This window comes from Escherichia sp. KTE31 (genome assembly GCF_000407925.1).
Taxonomy (GTDB): Bacteria; Pseudomonadota; Gammaproteobacteria; order Enterobacterales; family Enterobacteriaceae; genus Escherichia; species Escherichia ruysiae.
The window spans coordinates 262,413-278,206 of the sequence record NZ_KE136722.1 but is presented as its reverse complement, the minus strand read 5'-3'; the positions used below and the strand labels follow the sequence as shown (position 1 = coordinate 278,206).

Genomic DNA, 15,794 nt, shown 5'->3' with positions numbered 1-15,794 from the left:
ATCCAGAACAGGTAATCAGTATGACGAATACTTAAAATCGTCATACTTATTTCCGCCATCTATTTTAATCCATTGGGGTTACCATGCTCTCCACACTCCGCCGCACTCTATTTGCGCTGCTGGCTTGTGCGTCTTTTATCGTCCATGCCGCTGCACCAGATGAAATCACCACCGCCTGGCCGGTGAATGTCGGGCCACTAAACCCGCACCTTTACACGCCTAACCAGATGTTCGCCCAGAGCATGGTTTATGAACCGCTGGTGAAATATCAGGCAGACGGTTCGGTGATCCCGTGGCTGGCAAAAAGCTGGACTCATTCAGAAGATGGTAAAACCTGGACCTTCACCCTGCGTGATGACGTGAAATTCTCCAACGGTGAACCGTTCGATGCCGAGGCGGCGGCAGAAAACTTCCGCGTAGTGCTCGATAACCGTCAACGTCACGCCTGGCTGGAGCTGGCAAACCAGATTGTTGATGTTAAAGCACTCAGTAAAACGGAGCTGCAAATCACCCTGAAAAGCGCCTACTATCCTTTCCTGCAAGAACTGGCCCTGCCCCGTCCTTTCCGCTTTATCGCCCCCTCGCAGTTTAAAAACCATGAAACCATGAACGGAATTAAAGCACCGATTGGCACCGGACCGTGGGTTTTGCAGGAATCGAAACTGAATCAGTACGATGTCTTCGTCCGTAACGAAAACTACTGGGGCGAAAAGCCGGCGATTAAAAAGATCACCTTTAACGTGATCCCGGACCCGACTACCCGCGCGGTGGCGTTTGAAACTGGCGATATCGACCTGCTGTACGGAAACGAAGGGTTATTACCGCTCGATACCTTCGCCCGCTTTAGCCAGAATCCGGCTTACCATACCCAACTGTCACAGCCGATCGAAACCGTGATGCTGGCGCTTAATACTGCCAAAGCCCCCACCAACGAGCTGGCAGTGCGGGAAGCTCTCAATTACGCGGTGAACAAAAAATCGCTGATTGATAATGCGTTGTATGGCACTCAGCAGGTCGCCGACACCCTGTTTGCCCCTTCCGTGCCCTACGCTAATCTCGGCCTGAAGCCGCGCCAGTACGATCCACAGAAAGCGAAAGAATTGCTGGAAAAAGCAGGCTGGACGCTGCCCGCAGGTAAAGATATCCGCGAGAAAAACGGTCAGCCGCTGCGCATTGAACTGTCGTTTATCGGCACCGATGCGTTAAGCAAATCAATGGCGGAAATCATTCAGGCCGATATGCGCCAGATTGGCACTGATGTCTCGCTGATCGGCGAAGAAGAGAGCAGTATCTATGCTCGTCAACGCGACGGTCGTTTTGGCATGATTTTCCACCGTACCTGGGGAGCGCCTTACGATCCACACGCCTTTCTGAGTTCGATGCGCGTACCGTCGCACGCTGACTTCCAGGCTCAGCAAGGATTAGCCGACAAGCCGCTGATTGATAAAGAGATCGGCGAAGTACTGGCGACCCATGATGAAACGCAACGTCAGGCGCTGTATCGCGACATTCTGACCCGTCTGCATGACGAGGCGGTTTACCTGCCTATCAGCTACATCTCAATGATGGTGGTATCGAAACCGGAACTGGGCAACATCCCCTACGCGCCGATCGCCACCGAAATTCCGTTCGAACAGATTAAACCGGTGAAACCTTAATGTTGCGTTACGTATTACGCCGCTTTCTGCTGCTGATCCCGATGGTGCTCGCCGCCTCGGTGATCATTTTTCTGATGTTGCGCCTCGGCACCGGTGACCCGGCGCTCGACTATTTGCGTTTATCTAACCTGCCGCCGACGCCGGAGATGCTGGCCTCTACCCGCACCATGCTGGGACTGGATCAGCCGCTGTACGTCCAGTACGGCACCTGGTTGTGGAAGGCGCTGCATCTCGATTTCGGCATCTCATTCGCCAGCCAACGCCCGGTGCTGGACGATATGCTGAACTTCCTGCCCGCCACGCTGGAACTGGCGGGCGCGGCGCTGGTGTTAATTCTGCTCACTTCCGTACCACTCGGTATCTGGGCGGCGCGCCATCGCGACCGCCTGCCGGATTTCGCCGTACGTTTCATCGCGTTTCTCGGCGTCTCAATGCCTAACTTCTGGCTAGCGTTTTTGCTGGTAATGGCGTTTTCAGTGTATCTGCAATGGCTGCCCGCGATGGGTTACGGCGGTTGGCAGCACATCATTTTGCCGGCGGTTTCCATCGCCTTTATGTCGCTGGCGATTAACGCGCGGCTGCTGCGCGCCAGTATGCTGGACGTCGCCGGTCAGCGTCACGTCACCTGGGCGCGGCTGCGCGGTTTGAACGACAAACAGACCGAACGCCGTCACATCCTGCGCAATGCCTCGCTGCCGATGATCACCGCCGTGGGGATGCACATCGGCGAACTGATCGGCGGGACGATGATTATCGAAAACATCTTTGCCTGGCCGGGCGTCGGGCGCTATGCGGTGTCGGCGATTTTCAACCGCGACTATCCGGTGATTCAATGCTTTACGCTGATGATGGTGGTGGTTTTTGTGGTCTGTAATTTGATTGTCGATTTGCTCAACGCTGCGCTGGATCCGCGCATTCGTCGTCATGAAGGAGCGCACGCGTGAATTTTTTCCTCTCTTCCCGCTGGTCGGTACGCCTGGCGCTGATCATTATCGCCCTGCTGGCGCTGATTGCGCTCACCAGCCAGTGGTGGCTGCCGTATGATCCACAGGCGATTGATCTGCCGTCGCGCCTGCTCTCGCCGGATGCGCAGCACTGGCTGGGCACCGATCACTTAGGGCGTGATATTTTCTCGCGGCTGATGGCGGCGACCCGCGTGTCGCTCGGCTCGGTAATGGCCTGCCTGCTGCTGGTGCTGACATTAGGGCTGGTCATTGGCGGCAGCGCGGGGCTGATTGGCGGGCGTGTTGATCAGGCCACCATGCGCGTCGCCGATATGTTTATGACCTTCCCGACCTCGATTCTGTCGTTCTTTATGGTTGGCGTGCTTGGCACCGGGTTGACCAACGTCATTATCGCCATCGCCCTGTCACACTGGGCGTGGTACGCGCGCATGGTGCGCAGCCTTGTGATTTCGCTGCGCCAGCGCGAGTTTGTGCTGGCATCACGGCTTTCTGGCGCGGGGCATGTGCGGGTGTTTGTTGATCATCTGGCAGGCGCGGTGATCCCCTCGCTGCTGGTGCTGGCGACGCTGGATATCGGCCATATGATGCTGCACGTCGCGGGGATGTCCTTCCTCGGCCTCGGCGTGACCGCTCCGACCGCCGAATGGGGCGTGATGATTAACGACGCGCGTCAGTATATCTGGACCCAGCCACTGCAAATGTTCTGGCCGGGGCTGGCGCTGTTTATCAGCGTGATGGCCTTTAACCTGGTGGGTGACGCACTGCGCGATCATCTGGACCCTCATCTGGTGACGGAGCACGCACACTAATGCCGCAACAGATTGAACTACGTAATATCGCGCTACAGGCCGCGCAGCCGCTGGTGCACGGCGTATCGTTAACCCTTAAACGCGGGCGTGTGCTGGCGTTAGTCGGCGGTAGCGGCAGCGGGAAATCACTGACCTGCGCCGCGACGCTGGGCATTCTGCCCGCTGGCGTTCGCCAGACGGCGGGGGAAATTTTAGCCGATAGCAAGCCGGTTTCGCCTTGTGCGCTACGCGGGATAAAAATTGCCACCATCATGCAGAACCCGCGCAGCGCCTTTAATCCGCTACACACCATGCAGACCCACGCGCGGGAAACCTGCCTGGCGCTGGGGAAACCCGCCGATGACGCCACGCTTACCGCTGCCATAGAAGCGGTGGGGCTGGAAAACGCCGCGCGCGTGCTGAAGCTGTACCCGTTCGAGATGAGCGGCGGCATGTTGCAGCGCATGATGATTGCGATGGCGGTGCTGTGTGAATCACCGTTTATCATCGCCGATGAACCGACCACCGACCTCGACGTGGTAGCACAGGCGCGCATCCTCGATCTGCTGGAAAGCATTATGCAAAAACAAGCGCCGGGAATGCTGCTGGTCACCCATGATATGGGCGTTGTGGCGCGTCTGGCGGATGACGTGGCTGTGATGTCACACGGTAAGATTGTCGAACAGGGCGATGTAGAAACGCTGTTTAACGCCCCCAAACATACGGTGACGCGCAGCCTGGTTTCCGCTCATCTCGCCCTCTACGGTATGGAGCTGGCATCATGACTTTACTTAACGTCTCCGACCTTTCCCATCACTATGCCCACGGTGGATTTAGCGGAAAACATCAACATCAGACGGTGCTGAATAACGTTTCCCTGACCCTGAAAAGCGGTGAAACCGTCGCCCTGCTGGGACGCAGCGGCTGCGGAAAAAGCACCCTCGCGCGGCTACTGGTAGGCTTAGAATTGCCCTCACAAGGGAATATTAGCTGGCGCGGCGAACCGCTGGCGAAACTCAATCGCGCCCAGCGTAAAGCGTTCCGCCGCGATATTCAGATGGTATTTCAGGACTCCATCAGCGCCGTGAATCCGCGCAAAACCGTGCGCGAGATCCTGCGTGAACCGATGCGCCACCTGCTATCACTGAAAAAATCCGAACAACTGGCGCGCGCCAGCGAAATGTTGCGCGCGGTCGATCTCGACGACAGCGTGCTCGACAAACGCCCACCGCAGTTAAGCGGTGGCCAGCTCCAGCGCGTCTGCCTGGCGCGCGCACTGGCGGTCGAACCGAAACTGCTGATTCTGGATGAAGCGGTTTCTAACCTTGATCTCGTATTACAGGCGGGCGTCATTCGCCTGCTGAAAAAGCTACAACAACAGTTTGGCACCGCCTGCCTGTTCATCACCCACGACTTACGCCTGGTGGAACGCTTCTGTCAGCGGGTGATGGTGATGGACAACGGACAAATCGTCGAAACCCAGGTGGTGGGAGATAAATTAACCTTTTCCTCTGACGCCGGACGTGTGCTACAAAACGCGGTATTACCCGCATTCCCCGTGCGCCGTCGCGCCACTGAAAAGGTTTAACGCAAATGCAACGAGTCACCATCACGCTTGATGACGATTTACTGGAGACGCTGGACAGCCTGAGCCAGCGTCGTGGTTATAACAACCGTTCCGAAGCTATCCGCGATATTCTGCGTAGTGCCCTGGCGCAGGAAGCTACTCAGCAGCACGGCACGCAAGGTTTCGCAGTGCTGTCGTATGTGTATGAACACGAAAAACGCGACTTAGCCAGCCGTATTGTCTCCACCCAGCATCATCACCACGATCTCTCGGTCGCCACGCTGCATGTGCACATTAATCACGACGACTGTCTGGAAATCGCCGTGCTGAAAGGCGACATGGGCGACGTGCAACATTTTGCCGATGACGTTATCGCCCAGCGCGGCGTGCGGCACGGACATTTGCAGTGCCTGCCGAAGGAAGATTGAGTTATTTCTGAAACGCGGAAAGAAAAGATATTAACTGAACTTAATTTATAAAATTAAGTTCAGTTGCATAGATAGATCCTGTAAAGGCAGATGTTCTACGTAATGAACGCCGCTAAAATTTATAAATGATTCAAACGCTCATTCAGCGTTTCAATAATATAGGTATTAACAGAGACTTGTTGCTGCGCAGCCGCATTATTAAGGCGTTCACTCAGCGATTCTGGATAGCGTAACGTAAAGGTCTTAATCTTTTCTGTACGCGCATAAGGCTCAATACCCGCAGCTTTACAATCCTCAAGATACTCTCGCAGGGAAAGCTCCCCTTCTTTTTGCAGCCCCTGAATGCTGTCAGAGACAAAATCACAATAACCTGACAAGCCCAGGAATTTGCCACGAAATGCATTCAGCTCCGGCACGTAGGTGATAACAGCAGGTTGCCCGGCAATCTCCATAGAGTTTGGCGTCTTCAGTTTGATCATGGTTTTACCCCTATACTTAGTAACCAGTCACGCACGCTTTCTACAGCGCCTTTATCGGTATCTGGCGACGGATGAGGCCGATGGAAACACGCAACGCTCATATTTAGTATGAATTTACAACGCGAGCCTCTTCCTTCCTTAATTTCTCCGCCTAATGCTTTAACCAGTGACTCTATATCAGACCACTTAATCCCTTGAGGAACAGGAGATTTAAATATTTGATCCAATGTATTTTTTTGTTTCTTCCGTAAAGCCTGTACCTGAGTTCTCATGGCATGTCCTTATGACTTCACTTTATGACATCAATAGTATGACATCACAATATGAAGTCAAGTTTCCCTTCCTTACGCCATTGTCCCAATCGTCTTCCTGAATCGCAGCAGCGCGATGGTGAAAAACGCGCCGCCAATTGCCATCAGCGTCAGGAACTGCGGCCAGACGATTTCGAATCCGGCACCACGGTAGAGAATGGCTTGCGCGAGGCTAACAAAGTGTGTCGTCGGCATGGTCAACATAATGTCCTGCACCATCTGCGGCATACTTTCGCGCGGCGTGGAGCCACCGGAAAGCATTTGTAGCGGTAGCAGCACCAGAATCACCAGCAGCCCCAGTTGCGGCATTGAGCGCGCTATCGTCCCCATAAAAATACCGATTGACGTGGTAGCAAACAGGCTGAGCGCCACGCCCAGCATAAACAGCGGGATCGAGCCTTCAATCGGTACGCCCAGCACGCCTTTCACCATCAGCACCAGCGATAATCCCGACACCACCAGCACCACCAGCCCCATCGACCAGACCTTCGCCATCATGATCTCAAACGGCGTTATCGGCATCACCAGCAGGTGTTCCACCGTGCCGTGTTCTCGCTCGCGGATCAGCGCCGATCCGGTCAGCACAATCGCCAGCATGGTAATGTTGTTGATGATCGCCATCACCCCGCCAAACCACGCGGGATCGAGATTCGGGTTAAAGCGCATCCGGGTTTCCAACGATACCAACGGTTCGCTGTTATCACGGTAGCGCGCGACAAAGCTGTTCACTTCACTGTTGATAATATTCTGGATATACCCGTTGCCGGTAAACGCCTGGCTCATGCGCGTGGCATCGACGTTCACCTGAATATCCGGCTGGCGTCCGGCGAGGACATCACGCTGAAAATTAGGCGGAATATTTATCGCGAAGGTATAGCGCCCGGCGTCCAGCCCGGCATCCATCTCATCGGCGGTGATCATCTCCGGCGGCAAAAACCACGGGCGGTAGAAGCTGTTAACGATCCGGTTCGACAACTGCGATTGATCCATATCGGCAATGGCGATCGGTGCGAGATTCAACGATCCTGGCGTAACGGTTGCCGACGAGTACACCGACACCGTAAACGAGAAAACAATCAGCGTCAGCATCGCTTTATCACCAAGCAGACTGCGCAACTCTTTGATACCCAGATTAAAAATATTGCGTAAATGGCGCATCATCCCTCCTGTTTTTTCAGCAGCAGGATGCTTAAGCCCATCACCAGCGGTATGGCTATCAGCAACGGGATAAAAAGTTGCCATAAATCAGTCAGATCCAGCGCCTTCGAAAACGTCCCGCGCGCGATAGTCAGAAAATGACTGGTGGGGTAAACCTCGCCGATCCAACGCCCCGGCCCTTCCAGCGATGCCACCGGGTCGATCATCCCGGAAAACTGCGTCGCCGGAATCAACGTGATAATCGCCGTACCGAAAATGGCGGCAATCTGGCTTTTCATAAAGGTGGAGATCAGCAGCCCCATTCCGGTGGCAATAATGATATACAGCAGCGCCGCCAGGGTGAGCGTCAGGAAGCTGCCTTTATGCGGCACGCCAAACACAAACACCGACAAGGCGCAGAGCAGGAAAAAGTTCAGCATCCCCAGCGCGATGTACGGCAGTTGTTTGCCAAGCAAAAATTCGCTACGGGTGGTGGGGGTAACGTAAAGGTTGATAATCGACCCCAACTCTTTTTCCCGCACCACGCTAAGGGCGCTTAGCATTGACGGGATCATCATCAGCAACAGCGGGATCACTGCCGGAACAATCGCTGGCAGGCTTTTTACATCCGGGTTATAGCGGTAGCGCGTCTCAATATTCATCAGCCCGCTTTGGCTGGCGGGCGTCGATTGCCGGCTCGCCACATCCTGTAGCCAGCTCTGGTGCATCGCCTGCACGTAACCTTTTACCGTTTCGGCACGGCTGGGCATCGCACCGTCGATCCAGACACCGAGTTCCACAGGCGTACCGCGCGCGATATCTCGCCCGAAATTGGGTGGGATCTCAATCGCCACCGTGATATCGCCCGCACGCATTCGGCGGTCAAGCTCGTCATAACTGGTGAGCGGCGGCTGTTCGATAAAGTAACGGGAACCGGAAAGATTGAGTGCCCACGCCTGGCTGCTGACGGTCTGGTCGCGGTCAAGCACCGCAAAGCGCAGGTTTTCCACATCCATACTGATGCCATAGCCCATTATCAGCATCAGGATCACCGTTCCCATCAGCGCCAGCGTCGAACGGACCGGATCGCGGCGCAGTTCCAGTGCTTCACGGCGGCTGTAGCTGAATAGACGGCGCAGGCTAAATCCCTGACGCGGCGCGTGAGTAGCGTCGTGCACCACGGGCGGCGCTTCGGCTTCGTTGCTCTGCCCTGCCGCCTCCTGCAAACAGGCGATAAATGCCTCTTCCAGACTGGCGGCTCCACGTTCCTCAACCAGCTCCTGTGGCGTGCCGCTGGCGAGCACTTTTCCGGCGTGCATCAGCGAGATACGGTCGCAGCGTTCCGCTTCGTTCATAAAGTGGGTGGAGATGAAAATGGTCACTTTGTCCTGACGCGAGAGATCGACCATCAACTGCCAGAACATATCCCTCGCCACCGGATCGACACCAGAAGTAGGCTCATCGAGGATTAACATCTCCGGGCGATGAATCACCGCTACCGCCAGTGAAAGCCGCTGACGAATGCCGAGCGGCAATGACTCCGGCAGAACATCTTCAACGTCGTTGAGCTTAAAACGCTCGCTCATTTCAGCAACTCGCGCGGGAATTTCCGCTTCAGGGATGTGAAACAAACGAGCATGTAATTCAAGGTTTTGCCGCACGGTGAGTTCGTTATAGAGCGAAAACGCCTGCGACATATAGCCCACCCGACGACGGGTATCGATATCTTTTGGATCAACCGGTTGCCCAAACAGCCACGCCTCACCTTCGCTGGCGGGCAGCAGTCCGGTAAGCATTTTCATGGTGGTGGATTTACCGCAGCCGTTCGAACCGAGGAAGCCAAAAATCTCCCCGCGTGGAATGCGGAAATTGACGTGATCAACGGCAACGAAGGAACCAAAACGCATGGTCAGATCGCGCGCTTCGATGGCAATCTCTGCGTTTTCAGGTTGATACGGTGGGATCACTACCGCTTGATGCGCCTGGCGTTGCGCTTGCGGTAACAGATTAATAAATGCTTCTTCCAGCGTGGCGCTTTGTGTTTGCTGACGCAGTTCTTCGGCGCTACCGGTCGCCAGCACTTCTCCGGCATTCATCGCCACCAGCCAGTCGAAGCGTTCGGCCTCTTCCATATAGGCGGTGGCGACCAGCACGCTCATATTGCTCTGCCGCTGGCGAATACTGTCGATGAGATCCCAGAACTGAGCGCGAGAGAGCGGGTCAACCCCCGTTGTTGGCTCATCAAGAATCAACAGTTCCGGGTCGTGGATTAACGCACAGCACAGCCCAAGTTTTTGCTTCATCCCGCCGGAGAGTTTCCCTGCCGGACGATCGCGAAACGGAGCTAACCCGGTGCTGGTCAGCAGCTCATTAATTCGTACTTCCCGCTCCGCTTTGTCGTGACCGAACAGGCGGGCGAAAAAATCGACGTTTTCATACACCGACAAGGTGTGGTAGAGGTTTTTGCCCAGCCCCTGCGGCATCCAGGCGATACGCGGGCAGACGTCGCGGCGATGCTTCGGGTCGCGCATATCGCCGCCCAGCACCATCACATTGCCCTGCTCAATGACGCGGGCTCCGGAAATCAACGACAACAAACTCGACTTCCCGACGCCGTCCGGGCCAATCAGCCCAACCATGCAGCGAGCCGGAATATCGAGAGTGATATTGTTCAGCGCAACGGTTTTTCCATAATGCTGGCTCACGCCCGCCAGTTGCGCGACAGGCGGAACGGGAACCAGTTCCAGATGCGTCATTGCGGCAACCTCACCACCAGGTCTTCAGGCCACGGACGTTCTTCGTTCACCCGCACCCACGCCACGCCCGGTAAACCGGTTTTGACATATTCCAGATGTTGCTGGAGTAATTCCGGTGGGATACGCGCTTTGACGCGGAACATCAGTTTCAGCCGTTCATCGCTGGTTTCGACGGTTTTTGGCGTGAACTGGGCGACGCTGGCGACAAAACTGATGGTCGCAGGAATACGCAAATCTGGCGCGGCATCGAGGATCAGCCGTGCTTCGCCGCCAAGTTTCAGCGTGCCCGCCTGTTCGGTTGGCAGGAAGAAGGTCATATAAACGTCGCTCAGATCGACCATATTCAGCACCCGACCGCCTGCCGCCAGCACTTCGCCTGGCTCAGCAACCCGATACTGCACGCGTCCGTCACGCGGGGCTTTTAGTTCACTATCGTCGATATCTGCCGCAATACGCCGTTCAGTGGCTTGCGCAGCTTCTACACGAGTTTGTGCCTGAATGATATTGGTACGTGCCGCTTCAATAGCGGCTTTAGAAGCCGAAACCTGGGCTTTTGCCGATTCCAGCGCAGCACGGGCGCTTTCAGCGGCGGCGCGGTCATCATCCAGTTGTTGCGCAGAAATAGCCCCACTATGGGCGAGCGAGCGGGAACGCGTATGACGTTTGGCTACGGAGTCCAGTTCAGCCTGGCGTTGATTAACCAGCGACTGTGCGGCACGAGTTTCACTTTGCCGCTGTTCCAGCAAAGCCTGCGCGGCGGCAACGGCACTTTGCGCCTCTTTGATTTGCGCGATGGCTTCCAGTCGCTGCTCCTGCAACACACGAGTGTCCATCTTCGCCAGCACTTCGCCTTCGCGGACAAACTGCCCCTCTTTCACCAGAATGGTGTCGATACGCCCGGCAATTTTACTGGCGATATCCACTTCCGTCGCTTCAATGCGACCATTACTGACGGCAAAACCCTCCGGTACACCTGCCGGACGCAATAACCACCACGCCAGGGCGGCCGCAACCGCCAGTAACCCGACAACCCACCACGCCAGATGGCGCTTAATCTTATCCATAATCGACCCGCCATAATCCCTGTAATTAAACGACGCGTGTTACAGCAGCCGCCGAACGATGTTCAGCGAATTCTTCCATCCGGGATGAGAAGGAAACGGCATATACGACCAGGGCGCCGCAAGATGAGCGCCAACGGGGAAGGCTTAGTGAAAACGGGTAGTAATGTTGTCATCATCAGCATTCCTGGCCGTAAATGAAACACGCATACTCATAATTGAAATCAATTAAATACTAACAGTTATATTCATGTTGTCTATTTGATTACAATCAGCTTGTGATACATCACGATGTTCTACATTTCGATTACGTTTTTAACCCAAAATATCCTTAACAGGAACGGTGACTATCACACAGCGTTATTATTCTCTTGTGTACAAATATCTTAACGAAAGGTAATAAGGTATTTTTGCGAAAAGAGGGTGGATGAGAAAAAGCAGCGTTTTAAGCAACGATGAAAAATAAGGAAAAGATATTAATTCAGAATTAGCTGTAGGATAAATATTTATTTGCCAGCATTAACTCGCCTATAAAATTCAATACTCAGAACAATAAATCCGGTTATAGTAAAGTTACTTTTTACAATTAGTGGTATCTCATTGTTATATTTAATTGACTAAAAATACTACTTACACGCTTTCTGACATTAGCGGAAACGCATATGGAGATTGAGATGAACATATATATCGGATGGTTGTTTAAATTAATCCCTTTGATAATGGGTATAATATGCATCGCGTTAGGTGATTTTGTATTAGCAGGTTCTGGGCAAAGTGAATATTTCGTTGCAGGGCATGTTTTAATTTCTCTTTCTGCAATATGCCTGGCGTTGTTCACTACTGCATTTATTATCATCTCTCAGTTAAATCATGGTGTGAATAAATTCTACAACACGCTATTTCCTATTATTGGTTATGCAGGTTCCGTTGCAACGATGATTTGGGGATGGTCTCTGCTGGCAAGCGATAATGTGATGGCGGATGAATTTGTTGCCGGGCACGTTATTTTTGGTGTTGGGATGATTGCCGCCTGCGTATCAACCGTCGCGGCATCTTCCGGGCATTTTCTGCTCATCCCGAAAAACTCAGCAGGTAGTAAAAGCGATGGAACTCCGCTTCAGGCTTATTCTTCGTTTATTGGTAATTGCTTAATTGCCGTGCCACTACTTCTGACTCTCTTTGGTTTCCTCTGGTCAGTTACTCTTTTGCGTAGTGCAGATATTACAGCGCATTATGTTGCAGGCCATGTACTCCTGGGGCTAACGGCAATTTGCGCTTGTCTTATTGGTCTGGTCGCCACCATTGTTCATCAAACGCGGAATACATTCTCAGAGAAAGAACATTGGCTCTGGTGCTATTGGGTTATTTTGCTCGGCTCACTTACCGTTATTCAGGGTATCTACGTATTAATCAGTTCAGATGCAAGCGACCGTCTGGCACCCGGCATTATTCTCATTTGTCTGGGAATGATCTGCTACAGTATTTTCTCCAAAGTGTGGTTGCTGGCGTTGGTCTGGAGACGCTCCTGTTTATTAACCAACAGAATACCAATGATACCGGTATTTACCTGTCTGTTTTGCCTGTTCCTCGCGGCGTTCCTTGCTGAAATTGCGCAAATCGATATGGCTTACTTTATTCCCTCGCGGGTTCTGGTGGGCTTGGGTGCAGTATGTTTTACGCTGTTTTCAATCGTTTCTATATTAGAAGCGGGTTCTGCGAAAAAATAATGGCTCTCGCCGGGTTGTGGTTATGCTACAGCCCGGCGAATATTAATACTTCCCGTTATTCACGCAGCACTCTTCACGCAGAAAACTAATAATTACTTCCAGAACATCATATTGCGAGACACACATCAACGTGCGACTTTCGCGGTTTTGCTTAACCAGACCAACGGAGACCAGCGCCGAGATATGGTGGCTTAAGGTCGATGCGGGGATCGCAAGCTCCTTCTGTAACTCGCCTACCGGCATCCCGCGCTCTCCCGCTTTGACCAAATGACGAAAAATAAACAAACGGGTCGGATGACCTAATTCTTTCAGTGCCTTAGCGACATCTTCCAGTTCCATAAGTAGTTTCTCCGGTTAATTGATATTTCGATGATACCAGAAATATCTTGCTCATCGCTCATCATTTCGATAATTTTAGAAATATAGTTTTATAGAGGATATAAAATGTTTGAATGGTTACCAGGGCTGCGCGACGCCGCCGGGATGTTCCTGGTCTTAGCCGTAGAGCTATCGTTACTTTTTCTTCTTATCAGTGCTGGTGTCAGCGTAATCCGTCAGAAAATCCCGGCTCATAAGATCCAGAAAATGATGGGTGCGCGTAAAGGGCGCGGTTATTTGCTGGCAGCAATGTTAGGTGCAGTGACTCCATTTTGCAGTTGCTCAACCATTCCCATGCTTCGCGGTCTTCTTTCTGCAAAAGCGGGATTTGGCCCAATGCTCACCTTTTTGTTTGTTTCACCATTACTCAACCCGATTATCGTCGGGCTAATGTGGGCAACATTTGGCTGGAAGGTAACGTTGCTGTACGCCGTTATTGCGTGCGGTGTTTCGCTGAGCGCCAGTTTGTTACTGGATTTTGTTGGCTTCGAACGATACGTCATACCGGCGAAGGCGAGCAACGCGAGCTGCTGCAAACCGGTGTCCGATAAACCCGTTATTAACTTGCGCTCCTCGACGTTTACGCCACAAACCACATCTTGCTGTACCGCAAAACCTGCTGTTAATTGCTGTAGTGCAGCCAAAACGGCTCCCCCCAGCCTGCTGACTCAGGCAATAAAGGATGCATGGCTGCAATTTAAAGAAGTGCTGCCCTACCTGTTAATTGGGGTACTAATTGGCTCATTTATTTATGGCTTTATTCCAGCGCAATGGATTGCAGCACATGCCGGAACGGATAATCCACTGGCCATCCCCTTGAGCGCGGTTATAGGTATCCCGCTCTATATACGTGCAGAGGCCGTAATTCCCCTCGCGTCGGTATTAATGACCAAAGGCATGGGGATGGGAGCTGTAATGGCACTCATCATCGGTAGCGCGGGTGCCAGCTTAACAGAAGTTATTTTGCTGAAATCGATGTTTCGCACGCCGATGATTATTGCCTTTCTGATGGTAATTTTAGGAATGGCAGTGGTCATGGGATATGTAACGCAAGCGTTATTCTGAGGCTGTAGCGTTAAAAAAAGTTTCAATATTTGACATGAAAATAATGTCACTAAAAACACAACAAATTGATATGTAACGATATCTACATGTGACAAAAAACAAATTCAGAGAACCGGATAATCCAGATATCCATCTTTACCGCCGCCAAAGAATTTCTCTTTGATGGGCGCATTCAGCGGTAAATCGTTTTCCAGACGATGCGGAAGATCCGGGTTGGCAATAAACGGACGACCAAAACCAATCAGATCCGCCCAGCCGTTAGCCAGCGCCTCTTCGGCGCGCGCTTTGGTGTATTTACCGGAGTAAATCAGCGTGCCGTGGAAAATTATGCGCAGCGCTTCTTTAAAGGCCGCAGGCATCACCGGCGCATCTTCCCAGTCGGCTTCGGCAATATGGATATAGGCAATCCCCAGCTCGTTCAGTACGCTTGCCGCCGCGAGGTAGGTCGCTTCCGGCGTATCGTCTCTGGAGCCCATCAGCGTAGTCAGCGGTGCGAGACGAATTCCTACACGCTCTTTACCAATCGCCGAAGAGACAGCTTCCACCACCTCTTTCATAAAGCGCAGACGATTTTGCAGCGAGCCGCCGTATTCGTCATCACGCAGGTTGGCCTGCGAGTCAATGAACTGGTTAATGAGATAGCCGTTCGCGCCGTGCAACTCAATACCGTCAAAGCCAGCGGCAATCGCATTACGCGCCGCCTGTGCATAGTCATCAACGATAGACGGGATCTCTTCCAGCGTCAGTGCACGTGGCATGTCATGCTGAACCATCTCGCCAACACCGTTCTCCGGACCACGGCCTTCCACATCGACAAACACTTTTACCCCTTCGGCCTGAATCGCCGAAGAGGACACCGGTGCGGCGCCGTTCGGTTGCAGCACGGTATGAGACACGCGACCGACGTGCCACAGCTGAGCAAAAATTTTACCACCTGCGTGATGTACCGCATCGGTCACTTTTTTCCAGCCAGCAATCTGCGCCTCAGAATAAATACCCGGCGTCCAGGCATAACCCTGCCCCTGCTGGCTGATTTGCGTACCTTCGCTGATGATAAGTCCAGCACTGGCACGCTGCGCGTAATAGTCCGCCATCATGTCAGTCGCAACGTCACCCGCACCGGCGCGGGAACGCGTCATCGATGGCATTACAATACGGTTTTTTAATGGCAACGCATTCAGCGCATATTTAGCAAATAACATAATGGGTTCCTCGCGCGATTATTTATACAGTTCGGCACTCATGGTGACGGTATTGCCCATGCGAGCGCTGGTAATTTTGTATTCGGAGGCGTTCATCTCTTTCGCTTTCTGCGCAATAACCGCTTCCGCAGAATCCAGTGTTGTACCGGTTGCTGTCACGCTTTGCGCCGATGCGTTAAACGCCGCGACAGAGAAAAGAGAAGCCGTAAAAATTGCGATGATCGTTTTCATGTTTATATTCCAGAGTGTCTTAATTGTTTGGCGTTTATTAA

17 protein-coding genes are annotated in these 15,794 nt (G+C 53.0%); 8 read left to right on the top strand and 9 right to left on the bottom strand.

Annotation, left to right across the window (positions count from 1 at the left end):
• Positions 1-83: 83 nt before the first annotated feature.
• Genes nikA through nikR form a run of 6 tightly spaced genes read left to right on the top strand, consistent with a single transcriptional unit; the run spans position 84 to position 5,406 of the window.
• The gene (gene nikA / locus WES_RS19550; RefSeq protein ID WP_016158902.1) at positions 84-1,658 is read left to right on the top strand and encodes a nickel ABC transporter substrate-binding protein; all 1,575 of its coding nucleotides are present in this window, start codon (positions 84-86) and stop codon (positions 1,656-1,658) included.
• Positions 1,658-2,602, top strand: a complete 945-nt coding sequence (gene nikB / locus WES_RS19555) for a nickel ABC transporter permease subunit NikB (RefSeq protein ID WP_000947068.1) — start codon at positions 1,658-1,660, stop codon at positions 2,600-2,602. Before nikA ends, nikB begins: the two co-directional genes overlap by 1 nt.
• The gene (gene nikC, locus WES_RS19560) at positions 2,599-3,432 is read left to right on the top strand and encodes a nickel ABC transporter permease subunit NikC (protein WP_001008963.1); all 834 of its coding nucleotides are present in this window, start codon (positions 2,599-2,601) and stop codon (positions 3,430-3,432) included. Before nikB ends, nikC begins: the two co-directional genes overlap by 4 nt.
• Positions 3,432-4,196, top strand: a complete 765-nt coding sequence (gene nikD / locus WES_RS19565; RefSeq protein ID WP_016158901.1) for a nickel import ATP-binding protein NikD — start codon at positions 3,432-3,434, stop codon at positions 4,194-4,196. Before nikC ends, nikD begins: the two co-directional genes overlap by 1 nt.
• Positions 4,193-4,999, top strand: coding sequence for a nickel import ATP-binding protein NikE (gene nikE / locus WES_RS19570; RefSeq protein ID WP_016158900.1), 807 nt, complete (start codon positions 4,193-4,195; stop codon positions 4,997-4,999). The genes nikD and nikE overlap by 4 nt, the downstream gene beginning before the upstream one ends.
• A 5-nt stretch (positions 5,000-5,004) precedes the next feature.
• The gene (gene nikR, locus WES_RS19575; protein WP_001190062.1) at positions 5,005-5,406 is read left to right on the top strand and encodes a nickel-responsive transcriptional regulator NikR; all 402 of its coding nucleotides are present in this window, start codon (positions 5,005-5,007) and stop codon (positions 5,404-5,406) included.
• 119 nt (positions 5,407-5,525) lie between these two features.
• Here the strand turns inward: nikR and WES_RS19580 are convergent, their stop codons facing one another.
• The 6 genes from WES_RS19580 to WES_RS24320 all read right to left on the bottom strand — a co-directional run bounded on the left by WES_RS19580 (position 5,526) and on the right by WES_RS24320 (position 11,329).
• Positions 5,526-5,885 carry a type II toxin-antitoxin system HicB family antitoxin gene (locus WES_RS19580; RefSeq protein ID WP_000593555.1) on the bottom strand — a complete coding sequence of 120 codons (360 nt, stop codon included), beginning with the start codon at positions 5,883-5,885 and terminating at the stop codon, positions 5,526-5,528.
• A complete protein-coding gene (locus tag WES_RS19585; protein WP_001260301.1) occupies positions 5,882-6,157 on the bottom strand; it encodes a type II toxin-antitoxin system HicA family toxin in 276 nt (91 codons plus the stop codon). Before WES_RS19585 ends, WES_RS19580 begins: the two co-directional genes overlap by 4 nt.
• A gap of 72 nt (positions 6,158-6,229) precedes the next feature.
• A complete protein-coding gene (locus WES_RS19590) occupies positions 6,230-7,354 on the bottom strand; it encodes an ABC transporter permease (RefSeq protein WP_010350603.1) in 1,125 nt (374 codons plus the stop codon).
• Entirely contained in the window at positions 7,354-10,089 is a 2,736-nt protein-coding gene (gene rbbA, locus WES_RS19595) for a ribosome-associated ATPase/putative transporter RbbA (protein WP_016158899.1), read from the bottom strand. Before rbbA ends, WES_RS19590 begins: the two co-directional genes overlap by 1 nt.
• The gene (locus WES_RS19600; protein WP_016158898.1) at positions 10,086-11,153 is read right to left on the bottom strand and encodes an HlyD family secretion protein; all 1,068 of its coding nucleotides are present in this window, start codon (positions 11,151-11,153) and stop codon (positions 10,086-10,088) included. Before WES_RS19600 ends, rbbA begins: the two co-directional genes overlap by 4 nt.
• A gap of 62 nt (positions 11,154-11,215) precedes the next feature.
• Complete coding sequence (locus WES_RS24320) at positions 11,216-11,329, bottom strand: hypothetical protein (protein ID WP_212976463.1); 114 nt, start codon at positions 11,327-11,329, stop codon at positions 11,216-11,218.
• Positions 11,330-11,824: 495 nt separating this feature from the next.
• On the opposite strand from WES_RS24320, the gene WES_RS19605 reads away from it, so the two are divergent.
• Positions 11,825-12,877, top strand: a complete 1,053-nt coding sequence (locus tag WES_RS19605) for a DUF2776 family protein (RefSeq protein ID WP_016158897.1) — start codon at positions 11,825-11,827, stop codon at positions 12,875-12,877.
• A gap of 42 nt (positions 12,878-12,919) precedes the next feature.
• On the opposite strand, the gene WES_RS19610 is transcribed toward WES_RS19605, so the two are convergent.
• The gene (locus WES_RS19610) at positions 12,920-13,216 is read right to left on the bottom strand and encodes an ArsR/SmtB family transcription factor (protein WP_016158896.1); all 297 of its coding nucleotides are present in this window, start codon (positions 13,214-13,216) and stop codon (positions 12,920-12,922) included.
• Positions 13,217-13,321: 105 nt separating this feature from the next.
• Here WES_RS19610 and WES_RS19615 point away from each other — a divergent pair, with 105 nt between their 5' ends.
• Positions 13,322-14,320 (top strand): permease, encoded by a 999-nt coding sequence (locus WES_RS19615; RefSeq protein WP_016158895.1) that lies wholly within the window; start codon positions 13,322-13,324, stop codon positions 14,318-14,320.
• Positions 14,321-14,424: 104 nt separating this feature from the next.
• Here the strand turns inward: WES_RS19615 and WES_RS19620 are convergent, their stop codons facing one another.
• Together WES_RS19620 and WES_RS19625 are read right to left on the bottom strand one after the other, a co-directional pair.
• A complete protein-coding gene (locus WES_RS19620) occupies positions 14,425-15,522 on the bottom strand; it encodes an alkene reductase (protein WP_016158894.1) in 1,098 nt (365 codons plus the stop codon).
• Positions 15,523-15,540: 18 nt separating this feature from the next.
• A complete protein-coding gene (locus WES_RS19625) occupies positions 15,541-15,753 on the bottom strand; it encodes a YdgH/BhsA/McbA family protein (protein ID WP_000848792.1) in 213 nt (70 codons plus the stop codon).
• Positions 15,754-15,794 lie beyond the last annotated feature (41 nt).